The 19,488-nt window shown below is 51.6% G+C and carries 20 protein-coding genes; 8 read left to right on the forward strand and 12 right to left on the reverse strand.

Going from position 1 to position 19,488, the window contains the following annotated elements; translation table 11 throughout:
• Positions 1-357 precede the first annotated feature (357 nt).
• Positions 358-1,152 (reverse strand): hypothetical protein, encoded by a 795-nt coding sequence (locus H8730_RS05710; RefSeq protein ID WP_177713921.1) that lies wholly within the window; start codon positions 1,150-1,152, stop codon positions 358-360.
• A 182-nt stretch (positions 1,153-1,334) separates the two neighbouring features.
• Between H8730_RS05710 and H8730_RS05715 the strand changes: the two genes are divergently transcribed.
• Positions 1,335-2,306 (forward strand): LacI family DNA-binding transcriptional regulator, encoded by a 972-nt coding sequence (locus H8730_RS05715; RefSeq protein ID WP_177713920.1) that lies wholly within the window; start codon positions 1,335-1,337, stop codon positions 2,304-2,306.
• A 23-nt stretch (positions 2,307-2,329) separates the two neighbouring features.
• Here the strand turns inward: H8730_RS05715 and H8730_RS05720 are convergent, their stop codons facing one another.
• Genes H8730_RS05720 through H8730_RS05740 form a run of 5 tightly spaced genes read right to left on the reverse strand, consistent with a single transcriptional unit; the run spans position 2,330 to position 5,114 of the window.
• A complete protein-coding gene (locus H8730_RS05720) occupies positions 2,330-2,749 on the reverse strand; it encodes a GerW family sporulation protein (protein WP_177713919.1) in 420 nt (139 codons plus the stop codon).
• Positions 2,750-2,760: 11 nt separating this feature from the next.
• The gene (locus tag H8730_RS05725) at positions 2,761-3,597 is read right to left on the reverse strand and encodes a DUF2953 domain-containing protein (RefSeq protein ID WP_177713918.1); all 837 of its coding nucleotides are present in this window, start codon (positions 3,595-3,597) and stop codon (positions 2,761-2,763) included.
• 4 nt (positions 3,598-3,601) lie between these two features.
• Positions 3,602-4,309, reverse strand: coding sequence for a TIGR01906 family membrane protein (locus tag H8730_RS05730; RefSeq protein WP_177713917.1), 708 nt, complete (start codon positions 4,307-4,309; stop codon positions 3,602-3,604).
• Positions 4,306-4,617 carry a hypothetical protein gene (locus tag H8730_RS05735; protein WP_177713916.1) on the reverse strand — a complete coding sequence of 104 codons (312 nt, stop codon included), beginning with the start codon at positions 4,615-4,617 and terminating at the stop codon, positions 4,306-4,308. Before H8730_RS05735 ends, H8730_RS05730 begins: the two co-directional genes overlap by 4 nt.
• Positions 4,618-4,649: 32 nt before the next feature.
• Complete coding sequence (locus tag H8730_RS05740) at positions 4,650-5,114, reverse strand: hypothetical protein (protein ID WP_177713915.1); 465 nt, start codon at positions 5,112-5,114, stop codon at positions 4,650-4,652.
• A gap of 165 nt (positions 5,115-5,279) precedes the next feature.
• Between H8730_RS05740 and H8730_RS05745 the strand changes: the two genes are divergently transcribed.
• The 3 genes from H8730_RS05745 (at position 5,280) to H8730_RS05755 (ending at position 7,962) form a co-directional block, all read left to right on the forward strand.
• Positions 5,280-6,290, forward strand: coding sequence for an ABC transporter substrate-binding protein (locus tag H8730_RS05745; RefSeq protein WP_177713914.1), 1,011 nt, complete (start codon positions 5,280-5,282; stop codon positions 6,288-6,290).
• 66 nt (positions 6,291-6,356) lie between these two features.
• Positions 6,357-7,121 (forward strand): ABC transporter ATP-binding protein, encoded by a 765-nt coding sequence (locus H8730_RS05750; protein ID WP_177713913.1) that lies wholly within the window; start codon positions 6,357-6,359, stop codon positions 7,119-7,121.
• A complete protein-coding gene (locus H8730_RS05755; protein WP_249289556.1) occupies positions 7,111-7,962 on the forward strand; it encodes an ABC transporter permease in 852 nt (283 codons plus the stop codon). The genes H8730_RS05750 and H8730_RS05755 overlap by 11 nt, the downstream gene beginning before the upstream one ends.
• A 49-nt stretch (positions 7,963-8,011) precedes the next feature.
• On the opposite strand, the gene H8730_RS05760 is transcribed toward H8730_RS05755, so the two are convergent.
• From H8730_RS05760 to H8730_RS05775, 4 genes are all read right to left on the reverse strand, one after another.
• Positions 8,012-8,371, reverse strand: coding sequence for a type II toxin-antitoxin system PemK/MazF family toxin (locus tag H8730_RS05760; RefSeq protein ID WP_177713912.1), 360 nt, complete (start codon positions 8,369-8,371; stop codon positions 8,012-8,014).
• A gap of 124 nt (positions 8,372-8,495) precedes the next feature.
• Positions 8,496-9,650, reverse strand: a complete 1,155-nt coding sequence (gene alr / locus H8730_RS05765) for an alanine racemase (RefSeq protein ID WP_249289557.1) — start codon at positions 9,648-9,650, stop codon at positions 8,496-8,498.
• Positions 9,651-10,343: a LolA family protein gene (locus H8730_RS05770; protein WP_177716761.1), complete on the reverse strand. Its 693-nt coding sequence runs from the start codon at positions 10,341-10,343 to the stop codon at positions 9,651-9,653.
• A 64-nt stretch (positions 10,344-10,407) separates the two neighbouring features.
• Entirely contained in the window at positions 10,408-11,979 is a 1,572-nt protein-coding gene (locus H8730_RS05775) for an NAD(P)H-hydrate dehydratase (protein ID WP_177716759.1), read from the reverse strand.
• A 390-nt stretch (positions 11,980-12,369) separates the two neighbouring features.
• Here H8730_RS05775 and H8730_RS05780 point away from each other — a divergent pair, with 390 nt between their 5' ends.
• Both H8730_RS05780 and H8730_RS05785 read left to right on the forward strand, forming a co-directional pair.
• A complete protein-coding gene (locus H8730_RS05780) occupies positions 12,370-13,536 on the forward strand; it encodes an amidohydrolase (protein ID WP_177716757.1) in 1,167 nt (388 codons plus the stop codon).
• Positions 13,537-13,538: 2 nt separating this feature from the next.
• Positions 13,539-14,213, forward strand: a complete 675-nt coding sequence (locus tag H8730_RS05785; protein ID WP_177716755.1) for a uracil-DNA glycosylase — start codon at positions 13,539-13,541, stop codon at positions 14,211-14,213.
• 73 nt (positions 14,214-14,286) lie between these two features.
• Here H8730_RS05785 and H8730_RS05790 read toward each other — a convergent pair whose 3' ends face one another.
• The gene (locus tag H8730_RS05790; protein ID WP_177716753.1) at positions 14,287-16,011 is read right to left on the reverse strand and encodes a homocysteine S-methyltransferase family protein; all 1,725 of its coding nucleotides are present in this window, start codon (positions 16,009-16,011) and stop codon (positions 14,287-14,289) included.
• Between H8730_RS05790 and H8730_RS17560 the strand changes: the two genes are divergently transcribed.
• Positions 16,001-16,135, forward strand: coding sequence for a hypothetical protein (locus H8730_RS17560; RefSeq protein WP_283243872.1), 135 nt, complete (start codon positions 16,001-16,003; stop codon positions 16,133-16,135). The genes H8730_RS05790 and H8730_RS17560 overlap by 11 nt on opposite strands.
• 13 nt (positions 16,136-16,148) lie before the next feature.
• A complete protein-coding gene (gene ispD, locus H8730_RS05795; protein ID WP_249289558.1) occupies positions 16,149-16,886 on the forward strand; it encodes a 2-C-methyl-D-erythritol 4-phosphate cytidylyltransferase in 738 nt (245 codons plus the stop codon).
• Here ispD and H8730_RS05800 read toward each other — a convergent pair.
• Positions 16,813-19,473: a family 78 glycoside hydrolase catalytic domain gene (locus H8730_RS05800; RefSeq protein WP_177714509.1), complete on the reverse strand. Its 2,661-nt coding sequence runs from the start codon at positions 19,471-19,473 to the stop codon at positions 16,813-16,815. The two genes, ispD and H8730_RS05800, sit on opposite strands and share 74 nt — an antisense overlap.
• Positions 19,474-19,488 lie beyond the last annotated feature (15 nt).

Raw genomic sequence — 19,488 nt, forward strand, 5'->3', positions numbered from 1 at the left:
TCTCTTCCTTTCGCCTTGTTTCCGGCCTTCTCCTTTTAGCGGCTGTTTTTCTCTACCATCGCTTTTATGGCTGGCTGCTTTTAGTGGCTATCATCTTCGTTTGTCTTTTTCTCCGCTATGGCTGTCCGCCCGCTTTCCCTCTGTCTTTTCACGTCTGTCTTCCTTTCGCCTTGTCTTCGGCCTTCTCCTTTTAGCGGCTGCTTTTCTCTACCATCGCTTTTATGGCTGGCTGATTTTTAGTGGCTATCGTCTTCGTTTATCTTTTTCTCCGATCTTCTTCCAATAAAAAAACGCCCCCTTCTGTGACGCCGTGACACTTCTCTTTTTACAGCAAGAGGCTCTGGCCTCCCGCTCCCTCTATATGATTTTGTACACTTTCAACATATTCATTATTTCCTGCGCGTCCAACCCTCCCTTATCCTCGTACGTCTCGATCAGATTCTTTCCCACACGATACCCATTCCCCCTGTACTCCCTCTGCTTTTCCGCCGCCTTCTCCCGGTACTCTTCCTCCTCCATCATCCCATAGTGCTCCCAGTAGTACTCCCTCCTCGGGTTCACCTTCGACTGCAACCAAAAATCTCCTCTCACTTCCCGCTTCCCCAGTCTCACCTTCGGCTCGTACCGATACGGTATGCCCAGCGCATACAGCAAATTCGCTATCACTTGCTCCGACTTCGACCGCACATATTCCCCTCTTACTGTCCGGTACCGGCACCCCTCTCCATACGGCTTCTGTCTCGCCGCCTCTCTCTCCGCTTCCTTCTCCCTGTCCTGCCTCACGCTCTCCCGTCGCTCCGCCTCATAGCTCTCCATCACTGCCTCCCCTTTCACTCGAAAATGCCGCAGACATTTTCGCAGTTCCTCCAGATACCTCTTCTGGCCTCTCAGTTCTTCCTCCTGATGGCGTCGCACCTCGATCTGGCTCTGGATTCGCTCCACCTCTTCCTTGCGCACATACGTCCGCTTCCGCTTCCCTTCCTCCCACACCTGTAGATCGTAGTATGAGTACTTTCCGACTTTCTTCTTCACCAAAGTCCCTCGTATGGCTCCCGCCAGCTCTTTCGTCAACCGCTGCACTTTCAGATAGGTAAGGCAGTACTCCTGCTTCAGCCGTTCCAAATAATCGACTCGCTCCATTGCTGTCTCCATCCCATTCCCCCTTTCCTTTTAGTATACGGGATTTTACAAAAAGCGACAAGCCTTCCGTATGTTTAATTCTATACCTTTTGTTGCACAGCAAAATAAGCAGAATTGCGATGCCCTCAATTCTTGACAGGGTTACAGAATCTGTGCTATTCTAACGGTATTATAAGATAAGGATGGCTATTCAGATGCGTAAAGATAAAATAACCAGCGATGAACTTGCCCGCCTGTGCGGCGTTTCTCAAGGAACCATAGACCGGGCGCTTAACAACCGTCCTGGCATAAGCCCCAAGACAAAGCAAAAGGTTTTACAGATGGCTAAGGATCATGGATTCATCAAAAATCAGTACGCCAGCTCCTTATCCCGTGGGACATCCAATTTGATCGGAGTCGTCATGCTGAATTTAAAGAATGAGTTCTTCTCTCAACTCCTGACCTCTATCGAATCCACTGCCAGATCGTTTGGCTATACGACCGCAATCATGCTATCCGACAATTTAGAACAGGTGGAACGGCAATGCGTGGAAACGCTGGTTGGAATGAACGCCGCCGGCATTTTACTCTGCTCAGTCATACCAGACCCTGCATATGGCAAACAACTCCTTCAGTATTCCACCTCTCTAGTGAGCTTAGGCAATCACATCTGCGGCGAAATTCCCCATATAGGAATTGATGACTGTGCGGCTATGTTCGACAGCACCCGATACGTTCTTCGCCATTCGTATGACCATATCTACTATGTTTCGCCTGTCCTATCCCGTTCGTCAAAAGAAAATATCGACGCGCAGACACAGCGTTTCAAGGGTTTTGAGAAGGCGATGGCACTGCAACCATCTGTGCACTATACAGTGCTGAGGGATCCGGACACATACCAATCCATCCTAAAGTCGATTCCGGCAAACGGTGGCCGCTCCGCTGTCATCTGTTCCAGTGACTCCTATACCATTCAATGCTTACAGTTGTTCAAAAATTCGGATGTCGGAATCATGGGATTTGATAATCCCACAATGCTACGAAGGCTATACCCACAGCTTTCCACCATCAGCTACCCTATCGATGCAATCGGACAGCTTGCAGTAAAGACCGTTCTGAGCCCTGTAAAAGAACAAAAAAGCCATTATTTAGCGCACACGTTAATTTCAGGTACCACAATAAAATAAAAGGGGGAATGTCCCCCTTTTCTTTACGCCTTTTTGTCCTCGTCAGCGCTCTGGCCCGCCGCCTTCTGATACGCGTCCAAAATTTCTTGGTCTTCCTTTTTATGGTTTCCCTTAAATTTATCAATCAAATCTGGCACCATATCCAAAACCTTCGTTATTGTATCCTGCTGCTTGATATTGACCAGTCGAATCTGTCCATCCTTGATTACGAGAATCGCGCTAGCTGACATCTTAGCGCCAACCCCACCGCCGGCGCCCAGTCCATTGTTCTTCTCCGCCGACTTTTCTTTCGCTCCCGCACCGGCGCCGAAGGACACATCCACCAGAGGCAAAATAATCGTATTGTCGATGTGAATCGGCTCTCCGACCACTGTCTTCGTCGTGACAAAGGCCTCCAATTCCTGTAACAAATCTTTCAATGAATCTCGCGCTGATATTGCCATTGGTCTTCCTCCTAATTTTTCTTATTTCGAATATAGGCTATCAAATAGCGTGTATGCCTGTCCAGATACGTCCGAAGCAGAAGCCAGAGCAAATAGCCTATTGTGAACCGCCCTTTCCCCTTCGCCTCCACCTCCAGCACTTTCTCCTGGAAATTGGGGATAACCTCCAACTGACCCGCCCTATTGGGAAACGGTAAAAAGGGCATGATCATATAATAAAGCCCCAGTATATACCCCGTCATGGCGGGATCCTCCATTCCTATCTGAACGCGGGCTTGAAACTTTCTGGGCAGGAGAGCCTTCAGAAGTTTTTTTATTAAATTCCAAAGTACCGCAAAGGTTTCCATTTTCTCAGGATACGCATCTAGCTTTTCCCGAAATTCCATCAACTTATTCTTAAGCTCCCGGAGCCGGCCTCTCTTACTGCCCTTCCGCTCCTCCTGCGGCTCTTCGCGGGAGGATGGCTCATCGGATGACGGCGGTGGCTCAATCGGAGCCGACTCGGCCTGGACCGATGGCTCCTCCAAATCCACAGAAGGCTCCTGTACGTCCGCCTGCTTCTTTTCCTGTGGCTCATCTTCGCCGTCGGGAGAATCCGAAGCAACGGTCTTCCAAGCGGCTTTCAAGCTCCAGGCCAGCTGCCCCTCCTGCCATGTGAGACGAAACCGAATCAGTTGAAAAAGCCAGCCTGCGCGCACGTTCACCCAGGCGGCATCCGGCTTTTTCTCCGCCGCAAAGGTATAGGTGACCGGTGAAAGAAGAAGGATCAGCAAAATCAAGAGGATCAGTCCCAGAATGCTCAACAAAATCCAGACAAGCGTTAAGAGTATCGTCAGGACGACTCCCATGGCCTCATTCCTTTCTCTTTCGGTTTCGAACGGAGCATGTCCAATAGAGAATGCTGCCGGCAAAAATACAGAACGCCGGAATCAGAAAGCTGACTCCGATTGTCATGGCCGTATCATAGAAAAAGGGTTCCGGCACAATATTGATCATTAAATCGGTGGCGGGATTCAGTATCCAAAGATCATTGTCAAAAAAGAGGAGATGAAAAATCGTAAAATATCGGTTGAAATCCTTCATAAATAAAATAACCAAAATGGCCACCACCGCAAAAAAAGCTCCGAAAACAATGCTAAGGGACTTGCCATATGTTCTCCAGATCTCTCTCCGGCGGCCTCTCCAAAACACAGCCACGGCGATTGTACCTGTCAGAACGACAAGACTGACATTGCGAACGGCGAACCCAGCGCTAAACAAACGCTTGACATCCACCATGTGCTGCTTTTCCCTATCGTTAAACGCCTCTCTGACTTCGCCCGCAATGGGCGCTTCAATCACAAGATCCTCTCGCTTATCGGACAGATAGTCCAGCATTTTCCAAAAAAGCTCCAGAAGATCTGACTCCTCCATCTGAACGCTCTGCGCAATCTTCAGCTTTCTCATCTCGGACTCAATATATCCCTTATTAAAAATCACTCCCTGAAAGGCTGTAAAAAATAGTACCAACAACAGGCTCAATGAAAAAACTGAGCCCAACAATCTGCGCATCCAACTCATCGATAAATCTCCCCTATAGTCTCTTTCATGCGTCGAAGCTGGGGATCTCGTTCTACCAGGCATTCCATCAGGCCGACAATCATGCTCAGCGCCTCCTCCTTGTTTCTGGCCAACGCCACCACATGATACTCTTTCTCCTGTTTCAGCGCCTTGTACAGCTCTTTAGCCTCAAAGATCTCCAAAGGATACGGATGGTTGGGACAGGCGCAGATACAATACAGATTCACCGCTTTCCGACGCCGAAGCTGACGTTGAAGCTTCCCGCGATCTCCATCCGGATACAGCAGCATGTTCTGTGCAAAGGTCACCTACATAGCCTCCGTTTCCTGTCTGTGGAATATTAAAATTCACGGCCGCAATTGACGCATTTCACAGCATCGGGGTGATTGCCGACCTTACAGAAGGGACAGAACTTCAATACAAAGTATCCCTCCTCATTCCTCTGAGGATGCACTTCCTCCTCGCTCGCTTCCCCTCCAGCCTGATCTGCGGTCTTCTCTTGTTTGCTCTGTTTTTTCGACTCCTTCTTCTTCGCCTTCTCGCCATTCAGCTCTTCCAGTCGAGTCAGGCATTTCTCAATGCGCTTGCAGGCAGCGGCTACAATCTGATCGTCCCGGGTCAAGGATCCCATCTCGACCTGATATACTATTTGTCCTAACGCCTTATACTCCTTATCAAGGTTGCTCAACGTCTTTTTGGTCTCAACCTCCAGCTTCGCCATGTCCACTGTCTCGGAGGTCTTGTCATATACGACGCCGCAGGCTTTCTTTACACCCTTTACCAAATCCTTAAAATGTTGCTTCATAATGGACGCTCTCCTTTCTCTATTCTAACTTTTACCATTATACCCTTTTTTAAGAGGAACTTCAACCGCTGTAAGAAAAAAGTTTGTTTTTATCTTGTCTTCTGACACGCTGCACTTTTCTTTGGCATAGGATAAAGAGTAAAGTTGATAAACGGAGGTATCCACATGAAAAAACTCTTTACCGTATTGATGGCTTCCTGTCTGCTTCTTGGCGCCGTGGTAACCGGCTGTCAGAAAAAAGACGACACCACTCTCACCCCTCTGACCCTAAACGAGGTCGTCCACTCCATTTTCTACGCTCCCCAGTACGTGGCCATGGAGAAGGGATTCTTCGAAGAGGAGGGCATCGACTTGAAAGTTGATGTCGGATACGGAGCTGACAAATCTATGACAGCCGTTTTATCAGGGAACGCTGATGTTGCCCTGTGTGGGACGGAGGCCGCTATTTACGTACACAACGAAGGGCGTGAGGATGTGCCCATTGTCTTTGCACAGCTGACACAGCGGGCTGGCAACTTCCTTGTGGGCCGAGAGGCGGATCCTGATTTCACGTGGGATAAAGTGCGGGGCACTACGATCATCGGCGGACGAGAAGGCGGAATGCCAGAAATGATTTTGGAGTACATCCTGCACCAGAATGGGCTGGACCCAAAGACAGATCTGGAGATCATCACCAATCTAGATTTATCCGCCACAGCAGGGGCCTTCACAAGCGGGACAGGTGACTATACCACAGAGTTTGAACCAGGTGCTACCACGCTAGAAATGGCAGGAAGTGGGCATGTTGTCGCTTCCCTCGGCGTCGATTCAGGGTATGTTCCCTATACCGTCTACATGACGACGCAGTCTTTCCTCGACAAAAAACCTGAGTTAGCGCAAGGCTTCACAAACGCCATCTACAAAGGCCTCCTCTGGTGTCAGACTCACACCGCAGAAGAAATTGCCCAAGCGATCCAGCCACAATTCAAAGAGACAGACCTTGAGACCCTCACCAACATTGTCGCCCGGTATTTGGAGCAAGACACGTGGATCACGACGCCTGTGTTTGAAAAAGAATCGCTGGATCTCATTCAGGACGTACTGGAATACGCCGGAACTCTAACCAACCGTGTTGAATACGAGGCCATCATCAACCGCACCTTTGCTGAAAAATCTGTATCAGAAGTTGAAAAGTAAAATGATTCACATTTTTCTCCAGCCCTAATATAGTATAAGTAAGCCATTGTACAAGGAGGTTCAGTTATGGGTACTCTTCTTGAGATACAGCACCTATACCTCGCCTATCATACACGAAGCGGTGAAACGCCTGCCCTGGAGGATATCAATCTGTGCGTTGACAGCGGTGAGTTTGTCAGCCTGGTTGGCCCCTCCGGCTGCGGCAAATCAACCCTTCTTTCTGCCATTGCTCATCTCCAGGAACCCTCATCCGGCAACATTCTCATCCACAGCGAGCTCCTGGAAAACAAAACGGCTCCCGTTGGATATATGTTTCAGCACGATCAGCTCCTGGAGTGGCGGACAGTGCTTTCCAATGCTTGTTTAGGGCTGGAAATACAAAAGAAGCTTACAAAGGAGAATCTAACCTATGTTCATCACTTATTAGAAGCCTACGGACTCGATCAGTTTCAAAACCATTACCCTTCCCAGCTCTCAGGCGGCATGCGGCAGCGTGCCGCTCTGATTCGAACGATGGCATTGAAACCTGAGATCCTTTTACTGGATGAACCCTTTTCCGCTCTGGACTACCAAACGCGGCTACAGGTATCGGACGAAATCTACAGTATACTGAAAAAGGCAGGAAAAACGGCGATCCTAGTCACACATGATATCTCAGAGGCGATCAGCCTGGGAGACCGGGTTGTCGTTCTATCGAAACGCCCGGGCCATGTGCTTCGGGATATCCCCATCGATTTCGGGTCAGAGCGCATGCCGCTCAAGGTGCGGAAGCATCCGAATTTTCAGCAATACTTTCAAGAAATCTGGGAGGTGATGACCCGTGAAGAATGAAAACGCATACAACTCGGCTATGCTGGTGAAGCGTCGAAAAGCCTCCGAAGTGTCGTCGGAGCAAAACGCGTACCTGCGCTCCTTAAAGCAGCATACGCGCAAAATTATGGCCGGCCGTTTTCTGCTGTTAGCGACCTTTCTCCTCCTCTGGGAAATCGCCGCGCGTCAGAAGTGGATCGATGCCTTTATCTTCTCTAGTCCATCGGATCTAGCAGAAACGTTCTGGGATCTTCTCTGGAATGGAAATCTTCTTCTTCACTTTGGGATTACCCTTGGAGAAACCCTACTCAGCTTTTTCATCAGCACCTTTCTGGGAATCTGCATCGCAATTTTACTGTGGTGGATTCCGTCGGTTTACGAAGTGACGGAACCCTATTGGGTTGCCCTCAACAGTCTTCCTAAATCAGCACTGGCACCTATCCTAATCGTCTGGTTTGGCAATACAACGAAAACGATCATCATCGCGTCTGTCTCGCTAACCATCATCGTCACAATTCTGACAGTCCTCAACGGATTTCAATCGGTCGAAGAAGAAAAGGTGAACCTCATCTATGCCCTCGGCGGCTCAAAATCCCACGTCATGGTGAAGCTCCTTCTGCCATACAATATTCCCGTTATTATGAATGTCCTGAAAGTTAATATCGGGCTATGCCTGATCGGTGTTATCATCGGCGAATTCTTATCTGCTCGGGCGGGCCTTGGGTATCTCATCATCTACGGCAGCCAGATCTTCCGCATGAACTGGGTCATTCTCAGCATCCTGATCCTCTGTGTGCTGGCCGTAGCCCAGTACCAGCTACTTCTCTGGGTTGGCAATAAAATCTCAAACCGATTTCAATGACAATAGGAAAAGAGGCTCCGTACCGGTCCACTGCCGGACAGAGCCTTTCTTATTGCCTCTCCTGAAGGGCAAGCCCCAAGCTGATCAAGACGCACTGGTCCACCCGCTCCATAACCTGATCGTTTAAATGGCATATCTTCTCTTTTAGCCTTTTTTTATCAATGGTCCGAATCTGTTCCAGCAGTATCACGGAGTCTTTGACCAATTCATCCTGCCCTGCCTCGATCTCCACATGGGTCGGCATCTTGGCCTTGTTAATCTTTGATGTGATGGCGGCACAGATAACCGTAGGACTGTACCGATTGCCAATATCATTCTGAATGATGACCACCGGACGGATCCCCCCCTGTTCCGAACCGACGACTGGCCTTAAATCCGCATAAAATACGTCACCTCGTTTGACAATCATATCTGCACCCCGCATTTCGATCCCTTCATATGTAATACCAACTCCTAACTCAAAATTCAATTTCTCTACCCTATTTTTGCCAGCTGCTCTCTCTTTTATTCCACGCTGCTAGAAAATATATTCATCATTTTATAATCCTTGGCACCCGCTTGGAAACCATGCACACCATTTCATAGTTGATCGTACCGATGAGCCGTGCCAGCTCATCTACGGACAAGCCTTCGCCGAAGAGGATGGCCTCGTCGCCTTCCTGGATATCAGGAAAAGACGTGAGATCAACCATAAACTGATCCATACAGATTCGCCCGGCGATAGGAACGAGATGGCCTCGTATGAGGACATGTCCGATTCCTGACAGCCGTCTGGAATACCCATCGGCATAGCCCACAGGTATTGTGCCGATGCGCCTAGTCCCCTCGGCCACGTAGGTACCGCCATAGCTGATGGGCGATCCATCCGGCACCTCCTTGCAAAAGATCACATGGCTCTTAAAGGTCATGACTGGGCGGAGTGCAAGGGTCTCCCGCCGCATCTCGTCCGAAGGGTACAGGCCATATAAAATAATCCCTGCGCGGACCATGTTACAATTCATATCCGGCAATTCCATAATTGCAGCTGAATTGGAAACATGCCGCACAGGAAACGTCACGCCCCTTTTCTCCAGCTCATCACACATCCACTGAAATCTTTTATACTGCTGCCTTGTCGCGGACTTATCCCTCTCATCAGCTCTCGCAAAGTGGGTAAAGATCCCTTCCAGCTGGAGGCCGGGCAATTGTGAAATCGCATGGATTTCATCCAGCGCTGATTCCGTGCAGGCAAATCCGATTCGGCCCATCCCCGTGTCAAGCTTGATATGTACCTTGGCCGCACGTTGCATTGACACTGCCGCATCCGACATTGCCTTGGCCATGGAAGACGTAAAAATCGTCTGCGTCAGCCCCTCTGCAATGACGGTCCCATAGTCGGAAGGAGCCGTATAACCCAATATTAATACAGGAAGGGGCGATCCCATGCGTCTGAGAGAGATGCCCTCTTCCAACACGGCCACCGCTAGCTGATCGATCCCGCTCTTTTCCAAAGTCGGATAGATTTCCCGCAGCCCGTGTCCATATCCATCCGCTTTCACGACTGCCATCAATTGTGTTCCCGGGTTAAGCGCCTTTCGAATTGCCTTGATATTTTGTGAAAGCGCCTCGCAGTCGATCTGCGCCATAACCCGATAGTACTGTGTATTCACCGTTCCTCGCGCCTTTCCTTCGTAATGTGTCGGTTCCATCTAATCTTCTGTTGAAAACAGAGAATCTTCCAGTTGAGGGTTCATCTGAAAATTCTGGTAGAGAATGACAATGGATGGATTTCCACTTTTGTCCGTGATCTCCATCTTGACCGGCGCCGCCGTGTAGGCGTCGACCCAAAGCTTTTGATGAGCTAGCTTCGGATGGTCGCCTGGCAACTCTGTCTCTAGCAGCGTTAGGGAGCTTTCCACCTCTGTCCCCGACGATTCCTCTGTGACTCCAGCGGACGCCATGGTTACGCCGACGGATGACGCGCTAGCCTCGCTCTGCAGATAATTCTGTAAAAATGGATACAGTAGCAGCGCATCGCGGACTGGAGTATCCTGCGCCTCAATCTTGCCTCCAATGCTGGGGTCTACCTGGACAACCTTTGTTCCGTCAGAGATGGTCAAAATCCCCTTGTTGTTTTCAGGTTCCAAAATTTCCATGCGGTAAGGTCCTGACGCTTTTGCCTGCTGCAATACGACATATGTATTGGAGCCCTTGTTGGAGAAAAAGGTAATCTTCGCCTCTGTCTCATAGGATTGCATCTGCTGAAGTTTTTGATGAACCTCCTCCAAGGCTAAGGGCTTACCCCCTCCGCTGCCAGAACATCCCGTTACAAGACCGAACATCCCTATCATACACCCGATTACCCAAATTTTCAAGAGCTTTTTCCATTTTTTGCCAATCATTTTTCTTCCTCCTGACCGCTTTGCTATAATATACGGAGGAGGGTTTTTCCATTATACCGCTTTTTTAGTTTATTTTTGAAAACCGTAGATTCCGGCAGATATCCGACGCCGTCATGCTGTACGCTCCTTCTTTCTGAGCGGCGAGATCGCCTGCCGCTCCATGCAGGTAAACACCGAGATAGGCTGCTTTAAAAGCGGACAGTCCCTGTGCGGCCAAACCGGCAATAATCCCTGCCAGCACATCGCCGGACCCTGCCGTCGCCATGCCGTGGTTGCCAGTCTGGTTGATATAGAGCTTTCCTTCCGGCGACGCAACCAACGTCACCGCATCCTTTAAAGCGACACAGGCATTATATTTTTCCGTAAGCTGGCGGACGGAATCCATCAGATTCGCAGAAATCTCCTGTACCGGCTTCTGCAGGAGCCGAGCCGCCTCGCCCAAATGTGGCGTTAAAATTGTGTGGCCACCTCGCCGGCATACTCTCTCAGCCATTTCTGGGCGGGAGGCAAGGATATTCAGCGCATCCGCATCCAGCACCATGGGGATGTGGGAAGGTGTCATATCCAGCAGAACGCCCAAGAGTTCTTGCACATAACAAACCTGACTCCAGCCTGGTCCTGCCAGCACCGCACTGCAGATGGCCAACTGTTCCCGCAGCGGTGCCAAAGAGGACTGCTCAATTGTAGAGCCGCAATCCACTGTCTCTTTGATGATCTCATACGGGGTAATGACGACTTCCGGCAGACTTGTCTGAATGACGGGGCGAATCTCCTTTGGCAGCGCCATATCCACCAATCCCACCCCTGTCTTATAGGCGGACCTGGCACTTAAGATGGCGGCACCTGTCATGTTCCGGGACCCAGCGGCCATGAGCAGCCGGCCGTAAGACCCCTTATGGCTTCGATTGTATCTGACTGGCAATAAGGCCGGGATATCGTCCCGTTCCAGGGTGAATTTCACCTCTTCCTCCAGGGCAGGGACAGAGTCAGGAATGCCTATGTCAGCCACCGTCACATGTCCAGCGTGCTCCTTTCCGGGATACAACATCAAGCCTGGCTTCTTGCAGACGAAGGTCACCGTCTCATCTGCCTTAACTGCACACCCCCGAATCTGTCCCGAATCCGCATCAATCCCGGATGGAATGTCAACGGCCATCACCTTGGCCCCATTTTCTTCGCGCGCGCGATTGATGTGGTGTATAATCTGCTCTGTCAGCCCATCGATATCTCGTGCCAGCCCTGTGCCAAACAGCGCATCCACGAGCCATTCGGACTGGTCGATCAGACTGTCGAGGATGTAGACCTGGTCCTGGCGAAGCACCGGTATTTTATAGGCGCTCAACATGGAATAATTGGTCAAGGCATCCCCCTTCAAGCGGTCTGGATCCCCATTTAAAAAAATTTTGACATTCATGCCTTTCTGTTTCAGCATTCTGGCAATGGCAAACCCATCGCCTCCATTATTTCCCATCCCACAGAAGACCAAAACACGACCGCCCGGCGTGCACTGCACCGTCAGGCGCTCCACCACAGACCGCGCGGCGGCCTCCATCAGTATGATTCCAGGAATCTTGCAGACCTGCATCGCATACTCATCTGCCGCATGCATGTCCGCTCCAAACAACACTTTGCTCATCTCAACCCGTCTCCTTCCCAGTATGACAAATGCGACGGATACGTGGATCTGCCAAAAAACTCGCAAGTCCAGATTCCATCGCCCTCACAGCTGCTTCCGCAATCTTATATGCAATTTCCTGCTGCATGTACACCTGTTGCTAACAAATGTTGCCGGCGGCAGGTTTTTTCAATTCGTGCGATTTCCAGGATATCCTTTCCAATTTCAATGATATCTTCTGTGAAAACCCTTGAAACTATTCTTATTATAGCACAGGTAAAAATGTTCTACAATACGGTTTTTTCTTGCTTTTTTCTTAAAAAACCTGTAGGCCCGTTCATTCTTTCTTGCAGTTGCGGCTTGCCTCTGCTATAATAATAGTGTATTACAAAAAGGAGGCTATCATTCACAATGCTGTTAATACAAAACGGAACCTTATATACGATGGAGGATAACCAGGTATTCACCGGCGACATTCTCATCGACGGGAAAATAATCGCGAAAATCGCCCCTGATATACCCGTTGAAAATGAGGACTGGGAGGTCATAAACGCCGACGGCAAATTAGTCTTCCCCGGCTTTATTGACGCCCACTGCCATCTGGGCATGCAGGAGGAAGCCATCGGATTTGAGGGAAACGATGTCAATGAGATGACGGACCCGATTACGCCTCAGCTGCGGGCCATAGACGGTTTCAATCCCATGGACATTTCCCTGAGGGAGGCCTATGAGCACGGTGTAACTACTGTCGCTACAGGGCCGGGCTCTGCTAATGTGATCGGCGGTCAGTTCGCTGCCATCAAGACCTATGGCCACCGCGTGGATTCCATGGTTGTCAAGGAGCCTTTAGCGATGAAATGCGCTTTCGGTGAAAACCCGAAGCGGGTCTACAACAGCAAGCAGAAAGCCCCCACAACCCGCATGGCGACAGCGGCGCTGCTTCGGGAAACGCTGTTCAAGGCAGATGAGTATCGCAACCAAATGGAAAACATGGAGCACGCAGAACCGAGCATCAAAAGTGATTTTAAGCTGGATGCCCTGCTGCCGGTGTTGCGCCGCGAGATCCCGCTCAAGGCTCACGCACACCGGGCGGATGATATTTTTACTGCTCTGCGCATCGCCAAAGAATTTGGTATCCGAATTACGCTGGATCACTGCACAGAAGGTCATCTCATAGCGGAGGATCTGGCTGAGGAGGGCGTGGACGCCATCGTTGGTCCAACCTTCGGCAGCCGCAGCAAGTATGAGCTGACGAACAAAACCTTTGACACTCCGAGGATTTTATATGAGGCGGGCGTCAAAATTGCAATCATGACGGATCACCCTGTGATTCCATGCCAGCACCTCTCGCTCTGCGCTGCCCTTGCTTTCAAAGCTGGTCTTCCCAAAATGGAAGCCTTGAAAGCGATTACCATCAATGCGGCACAGATCTTGGATTTGGATGAGGAGATCGGCAGCCTGAAGGAAGGGAAGGACGCAGATCTTGTCATCTACGACGGGGATCCCATGGAAGACATCGAAGCCCATCCGGTATGTACGGTCATCAACGGCTCTGTTGTATTCCGGATGGAGGAGTAGCCATGGCGGTGGAATTTAAAAATGACTGGCAGGGGCTTCTAGCCCATGAATTTCAGAAGGAGTATTACACATCTCTGCACCGTTTTCTTGCCCATGAGTATCACACGTACACCGTGTATCCTTCTATGTATGACATCTTCAATTGCCTGCACTATACCGCATATGGAGATGTGAAGGTTGTCATTATCGGCCAGGACCCCTATCACGGTCCCGGCCAGGCCCACGGCCTCAGCTTTTCCGTGCAGCCGGGGATCAGCGTACCTCCGTCTTTGCAGAATATATATCAGGAACTGCACGACGATGTGGGCTGCTACATACCCCAGTCTGGATATCTGAAAAAATGGACTGATCAAGGTGTTCTCCTGTTAAATGCGGTGCTGACAGTCCGCGCTGGCATGGCCAATTCTCATCGCGGAAAAGGGTGGGAGATCTTCACCGATCATATTATCAGCCTGCTGAACGACCGCCCTGATCCTGTTGTGTTCCTCCTCTGGGGGCGAAATGCCAGAGAGAAAAAGGTTCTCATCACCAACCCCCAGCATTTGATTCTGGAGGCGCCGCACCCCAGCCCTTATTCTGCAACCTATGGCTTCTTCGGATGCCGCCACTTTTCCAAGACCAATGCGTTTCTGGAGCGCAATGGGATGACTCCCATCGATTGGCAGATTGAACCGTAAAGAGGGCACGGCTGTTTGGGCAATCGTCCTGCCCTCTTTTTTTAGTGGCGGATAGGCCGGCTTCTTCTTCGTTTCACAGCAATATTTGTTTTTTCCTTGCTTCGGTCTCGCGATCACGTCTTTGCTGTGATCTCTTATACCGGCCAATGTACCGCAACCCATTCTCATCCAGACCACACAGCGTCTGATAGGCATCCCTGGCTCCCCGCACAGGTTCGCAGCCGGGGTCTAGGATCGCCATGTCCACCCCTGCCTGAAGGGCCATGGTGTAGAAGGCCGCGTTGAGATTCGCTCTCCCGGGGAGACCGTAGGAAACATTGGAAATTCCTAGAATCGTAGGAACCTGCAAGGTCATTTTGATCAGCCGCAGCGATTCCAGCGCCGTGACAGCTCCTCGGGCAATTGAACTGACCGCTAGAACCATTGGATCTACGATGATGTCCTTCTTCTCGATGCCATAGGCCGCCGCCTCCCGGATCATTTTCCGTGCTACCGCAAGTCGTCCTTCCGGAGTTTCCGGGATCCCCCCTTCATCCAAGGGCAAGGCCACGACTACGCCGCCATACTTAGCAACCAATGGAAAAACTGCATCCATGGTGCGCTGTCTTCCGTTCACCGAGTTGACCACCGGTTTACCATTGTACACCCGCATGGCCCCTTCTAAAACATCCGGGCGGGCGCTGTCCAGCAACAGAGGCAGGGCCACAACCTGCTGGATGGCGAGAACCGCCTCCTGCATCGTCTGCCGCTCATCGATGCCCGGCATTCCCACATTGACATCCAAGAGCTGCGCACCAGACTCTCCCTGTGCCATCGCCTCCCGCTGTACATAGCTCCAGTCATGATCTTGCAGGGCCTGCTGAAGCCTCCTCTTGCCCGTGGGGTTGATTCGCTCCCCCACCATTAAAGACCCGCTGTCCCCACCTCCGATCCGCTGGGCGATGGCATAGGACGATGCAACGGTGATCTCCTCTTGCTGGATCACCGCTGGATGAAGGGAATCGCATCGCTTGGCCATACACCGTATATGAGCCGGAGTCGTTCCGCCACTTCCCCCTCCCAAATGAGCGCCCGCCTCCATCAGTTCCCGCATGTCCAGCGCAAATTCCTCCGCCGGACTGTGGAGTCTCCTGTTGGGGGTGGCAATGATGGGGATGGAGCATCGACCGGCCAGTTCCCTCACCAGGGGTAGGATATCGTTTGGGTTCGTCCCACCTTGCAATCCGAGGGCGTCCACGCGCAGCCCCTCCATGAGCGCCGCAAAACACGCCGGGTCCCTCTCCAGACTCTGTGCCATCGTAACAAAAATGGGGAGGGACGTATTTTCTTTTGCGGCTAGCACCGCAGCTTTCATCTCGTACAGTTCCTGGAAACTGTCGAGGAAGATCACATTCGCCCCTTCCTCTTCCGCGATTTGAACCATCTCCGCGAAGGAGGGAATGGCCTCTTCCATGGGCTTAGCGCCCGAAGGGCCGATGTCGAAGGCAACATAGCGCGGCTTCTCCTCTGTCGATGCATGGGCTGCCGCCCGCCTCGCAATCTGAATTCCCTCCCGAATGATCTGCTGATACTTGACGTCGCTGCACTTCCATCCATTGACGCCAAATGTGTTGGTTCTAAGGATATCCGCGCCCGCCTCCAGATACTCCCTGTGGACATTGTAAACCCACTCCGGATGGACAAGATTCATCATTTCCGGATGGGCGAATGGAGCCATTCCCATTTCCATCAGTCTTATGTCCATAGCGCCATCCAAAAATAAAAGCTCCGAGCGGAGCTGTTGTCGTATGGATTTCATAACGGACCCCCTTTCTGACTATATCATACCGCAAAGGGCAACGGTTTACAAGTCCTATAGCGCTATAGCACAGACCTATGATATAATACTCGCAAAAGCCACGGCCACCACAGAATTGACCTGAAAGGAGACACCCCATGATACAGATCACGCAGAGTGCCGGCAAAGTCTGGGCTGTAGTCCCAGCAGCCGGTACTGGCAGCCGGATGGGAACGGCGGTCAAAAAGCAATTTATGGAGTTGGAGGGCGTTCCCATCTTAGCCCGAACTGTAACCGTATTGGACGCATGTTCCATGATCGATGGGCTTGTCGTTGTCACGGCGGCGGAGGACATGGCGCAATGCCAGGAGCTTCTGCGGCAAAAGTACCGGTATCATACGCCTCTCCACATCCTGCCGGGCGGCGCGACCCGCCAGGAATCCGTCTATCTGGGCCTGAAAGCGCTGCCATCCGACTGTGCATTCGTTCTAATCCACGACGGCGCCCGGCCCCTTGTGGATCCTACGATCGTAGAGACAAGTGTACAGACGGCCGCCGCGTGGGGTGGCTGTGTCGTTGCCGTGCCGGCTAAGGACACCATCAAGGTTGCCGATGACAACGGCTTCGTCAAGGAAACCCCGCCGCGCCAGCGTCTTTGGAACGTGCAGACGCCTCAGACCTTTCGATACGCTGACATTCTACATGCCTATGAACAGGCAATGGCGGTGATGGACCTGACCCACACAGACGACAGTTCCATCGCCGAGCGATATGGATCCATACAAATCAAGCTTTTGCAGGGCTCTTATTCCAACATCAAGATCACAACGCCGGAGGATTTAAGTCTTGCTGAACAGATCTTGCGGTCGCAACAACCAGGCGATACTGCCCGCTAACCAACTGGATGGCCGATTCTGCATCTCCGTCCAGCCACACACGGTCATCCTCCAAAACCTGGCTGTGCTCCGGCAGATACAGTGTCGCGCAGGAGCCCACCGGTATATGCACCTCCAGTTGAACGGCATCCCCTTCCTTTGACCACGAGCATCGGATCTCTCCGTGCAGGCTATGGACTTTGCAGGAAACGGCTGACAGGCCGCTGGTAAGGGCCGGCCTTAGAAGAATATGGTCAAACCCCGGATCGCTCTCGTCTGGGCTGATTCCTCCGATATATTTATATAAGAACGCGGAAAAATCGCTAAATACCTGGTGATTGTGAGAGCCCCCTCCATTCCAGCACTCCCACATGGTGGTGGCTCCCTGTTCTATCCAGCAGGAGACACTGGGATAGGATCGCTGGGCTAACATCCGATATCCAACGTCGCTTCGTCCCATACTTCCCAGCGTGTGCATGACCGCTTTCATCCCTAACACTCCAAAATCAATATGCCAATCCTGCCTTTCAATCTGCTTTAGCAACACGTCCAACAGCTCCGCTTGCTCCTCCGGGAATGCCAAACCGTGGTACAGCATCGCGGCCGTGGCTGTCTGGCAATCTCCCGCGACAAGTTTTGTCTCCGGGTCATAATAGGCGCGGCGGAAAGCCCCTCGGATCTCATCCGCCACCTCCTCGTACCGGGATGCATCCTCCTCATACCCCAGGATCCGCGCCATCCGGGCCAAAGTTCGCACACTGCTGTGAAAATACGCATTGTCTGTGACTTCCGTTGGACACTTGAAGCTGGACATATTGGCGGAGATTGCAGGGCCGTCAAAGGGAGGGCACCAATCTCCCAGGCCGTAGTGAACCAGGTATCCATCGGCCATGCTGAGCATAAACTCGCAGTGGCTTCGAATCGCCTCATAGTTTTCCCGCAGCGCTGTCACATCGCGATGATACAGATAGAGCATCCACGGAACTGTTGTCAGGGCGCTGGCCCAATCGGGGCCATTCATGGAATTGTACCCCCAGCCTGTGGAAGGGATCACAACGGGAATCGAGCCCGCTGGCCGCTGTGCGTCCCGCACATCGCCCATCCACTTCGTCCAAAAAGCCTGGGATCCAAAATTGATGAGCATCTGCTCACAGGATAGCCCTGCATCCCCGGTCCATGCATTTTTTTCCCGATGGGGGCAGTCCGTCGGCACACTGAAACAGTTGGAAACAGTAGACCACCAGCACAGAGACTGTAGACGGTTCAGCAGCCCGTCAGAACATGAAAATTCTCCTGTGCTAGAGAAATCATTGTGCATTGTGAAAGCCCGCACATCCGCCAGCTCCGGCTCCACATCCGTACCCGTGATCTCGATATATTGAAAGCCATGGTAGACAAATCTCGGATGCCAACACTCCGGCTCATCACTTTTTTTCGTATATTGATCTGTCTGGAAACCGTGGCTCCGGATGAACCCTGACATGGCCATATTCAGCGTGCCATCTTCATGCAACAGATCGGAATAGCGCACAGTAATAGTCGTTCCCGCTTTGCCGTGAAAACAGAAATCCCCAATCCCCGCCTGATTTTGTCCAATATCAAAAATCCATCCACCTGGAACAGCCCATTTCGACACAGCGCGGTGAACTTGACAGATCCGGATGGGTTCCATCTCAAAGGCTTTCAGCGCCCCTCCCGGTCCGCGCACGATCCGGCAATTCTCCCAGGCCTGATCATCAAAGCCCGCCTCGTTCCACCCGGGCAGCTCCAGTCTCGCATCATAATGCTCCCCATTTCGAATGCCGTTAAAAATGATGGGACTTCCATGGCATTTCCATCGGGGATCCGTAACAATCACGTCCTCGGAGCCATCCTCAAAGGCCAAGTGCAGTTCCGCCAGCATTTTCACTACGTCCCGCCAGGAAGCCTCTTTGGAATTCCATGGATCTTCCGCAAAACAGTTATACCATCCATTTCCGAGAAGGACTCCCAGGGCGTTCTGTCCCTCCCGAATCTGCGCCGTCACATCGAAGACGCGGTACAACACCGTTTTATCGAATCTCGTATAGGCAGTGCACAACATATCGTCGCTGACAGCCACACCGTTAAGGTACGCCTCAAAATATCCGAGTCCGCATATGTAGAGCCGCGCCTCCCGAACCGGGGACGGGACGGCAAAAGAGCGCCGCAGATACGGAGCCTGCAAATCTTCATTCATTTTCCGCAAAAAGGAGGCCGTAATCCAATTGCCGCTCCACCCCTGCCCCCTTTTTCCTGTCTCAAAAATGGCAATCTCTGAATTGAGGCGTTCCCCCTGCTCATTCCATGCCGAGACAGACCAATAATACCGGCACCGCGGCTGAAGCACCACGCCATTCGGTAACTCCACGTGGGTGCTGACGGAGCTGAGCACACGGCCGCTGGCATACACATCTCCCGCCATGGCCTGCGCCTGCTCCAGCGTTGAAGACACGCGAATTTCATATGCGCATTGCTGTGCCCCCCGCCGCTGCGATAAAATCTGCCAGAAGAATCGCGGGGCGCTGTCCAGCCCCAACGGATTCTCCAAATAATTGACCCGCAATCCTGTTATTCGATCTTGCACCATGCCTTCCATCCCCTT

Source organism: Bianquea renquensis, from assembly GCF_014384895.1.
In the GTDB taxonomy this organism is placed as follows: domain Bacteria; phylum Bacillota; class Clostridia; order Lachnospirales; family Bianqueaceae; genus Bianquea; species Bianquea renquensis.

Coding starts and splice junctions, on each gene's coding strand:
- H8730_RS05710 (WP_177713921.1), bottom strand. CDS start 1,152: ATGGAGACAGCAATGGAGCGAGTCGATTATTTGGAACGGCTGAAGCAG.
- H8730_RS05715 (WP_177713920.1), top strand. CDS start 1,335: ATGCGTAAAGATAAAATAACCAGCGATGAACTTGCCCGCCTGTGCGGC.
- H8730_RS05720 (WP_177713919.1), bottom strand. CDS start 2,749: ATGGCAATATCAGCGCGAGATTCATTGAAAGATTTGTTACAGGAATTG.
- H8730_RS05725 (WP_177713918.1), bottom strand. CDS start 3,597: ATGGGAGTCGTCCTGACGATACTCTTAACGCTTGTCTGGATTTTGTTG.
- H8730_RS05730 (WP_177713917.1), bottom strand. CDS start 4,309: ATGAGTTGGATGCGCAGATTGTTGGGCTCAGTTTTTTCATTGAGCCTG.
- H8730_RS05740 (WP_177713915.1), bottom strand. CDS start 5,114: ATGAAGCAACATTTTAAGGATTTGGTAAAGGGTGTAAAGAAAGCCTGC.
- H8730_RS05745 (WP_177713914.1), top strand. CDS start 5,280: ATGAAAAAACTCTTTACCGTATTGATGGCTTCCTGTCTGCTTCTTGGC.
- H8730_RS05750 (WP_177713913.1), top strand. CDS start 6,357: ATGGGTACTCTTCTTGAGATACAGCACCTATACCTCGCCTATCATACA.
- H8730_RS05760 (WP_177713912.1), bottom strand. CDS start 8,371: ATGATTGTCAAACGAGGTGACGTATTTTATGCGGATTTAAGGCCAGTC.
- alr (WP_249289557.1), bottom strand. CDS start 9,650: ATGGAACCGACACATTACGAAGGAAAGGCGCGAGGAACGGTGAATACA.
- H8730_RS05770 (WP_177716761.1), bottom strand. CDS start 10,343: ATGATTGGCAAAAAATGGAAAAAGCTCTTGAAAATTTGGGTAATCGGG.
- H8730_RS05775 (WP_177716759.1), bottom strand. CDS start 11,979: ATGAGCAAAGTGTTGTTTGGAGCGGACATGCATGCGGCAGATGAGTAT.
- H8730_RS05780 (WP_177716757.1), top strand. CDS start 12,370: ATGCTGTTAATACAAAACGGAACCTTATATACGATGGAGGATAACCAG.
- H8730_RS05785 (WP_177716755.1), top strand. CDS start 13,539: ATGGCGGTGGAATTTAAAAATGACTGGCAGGGGCTTCTAGCCCATGAA.
- H8730_RS17560 (WP_283243872.1), top strand. CDS start 16,001: ATGGATTTCATAACGGACCCCCTTTCTGACTATATCATACCGCAAAGG.
- H8730_RS05790 (WP_177716753.1), bottom strand. CDS start 16,011: ATGAAATCCATACGACAACAGCTCCGCTCGGAGCTTTTATTTTTGGAT.
- ispD (WP_249289558.1), top strand. CDS start 16,149: ATGATACAGATCACGCAGAGTGCCGGCAAAGTCTGGGCTGTAGTCCCA.
- H8730_RS05800 (WP_177714509.1), bottom strand. CDS start 19,473: ATGGTGCAAGATCGAATAACAGGATTGCGGGTCAATTATTTGGAGAAT.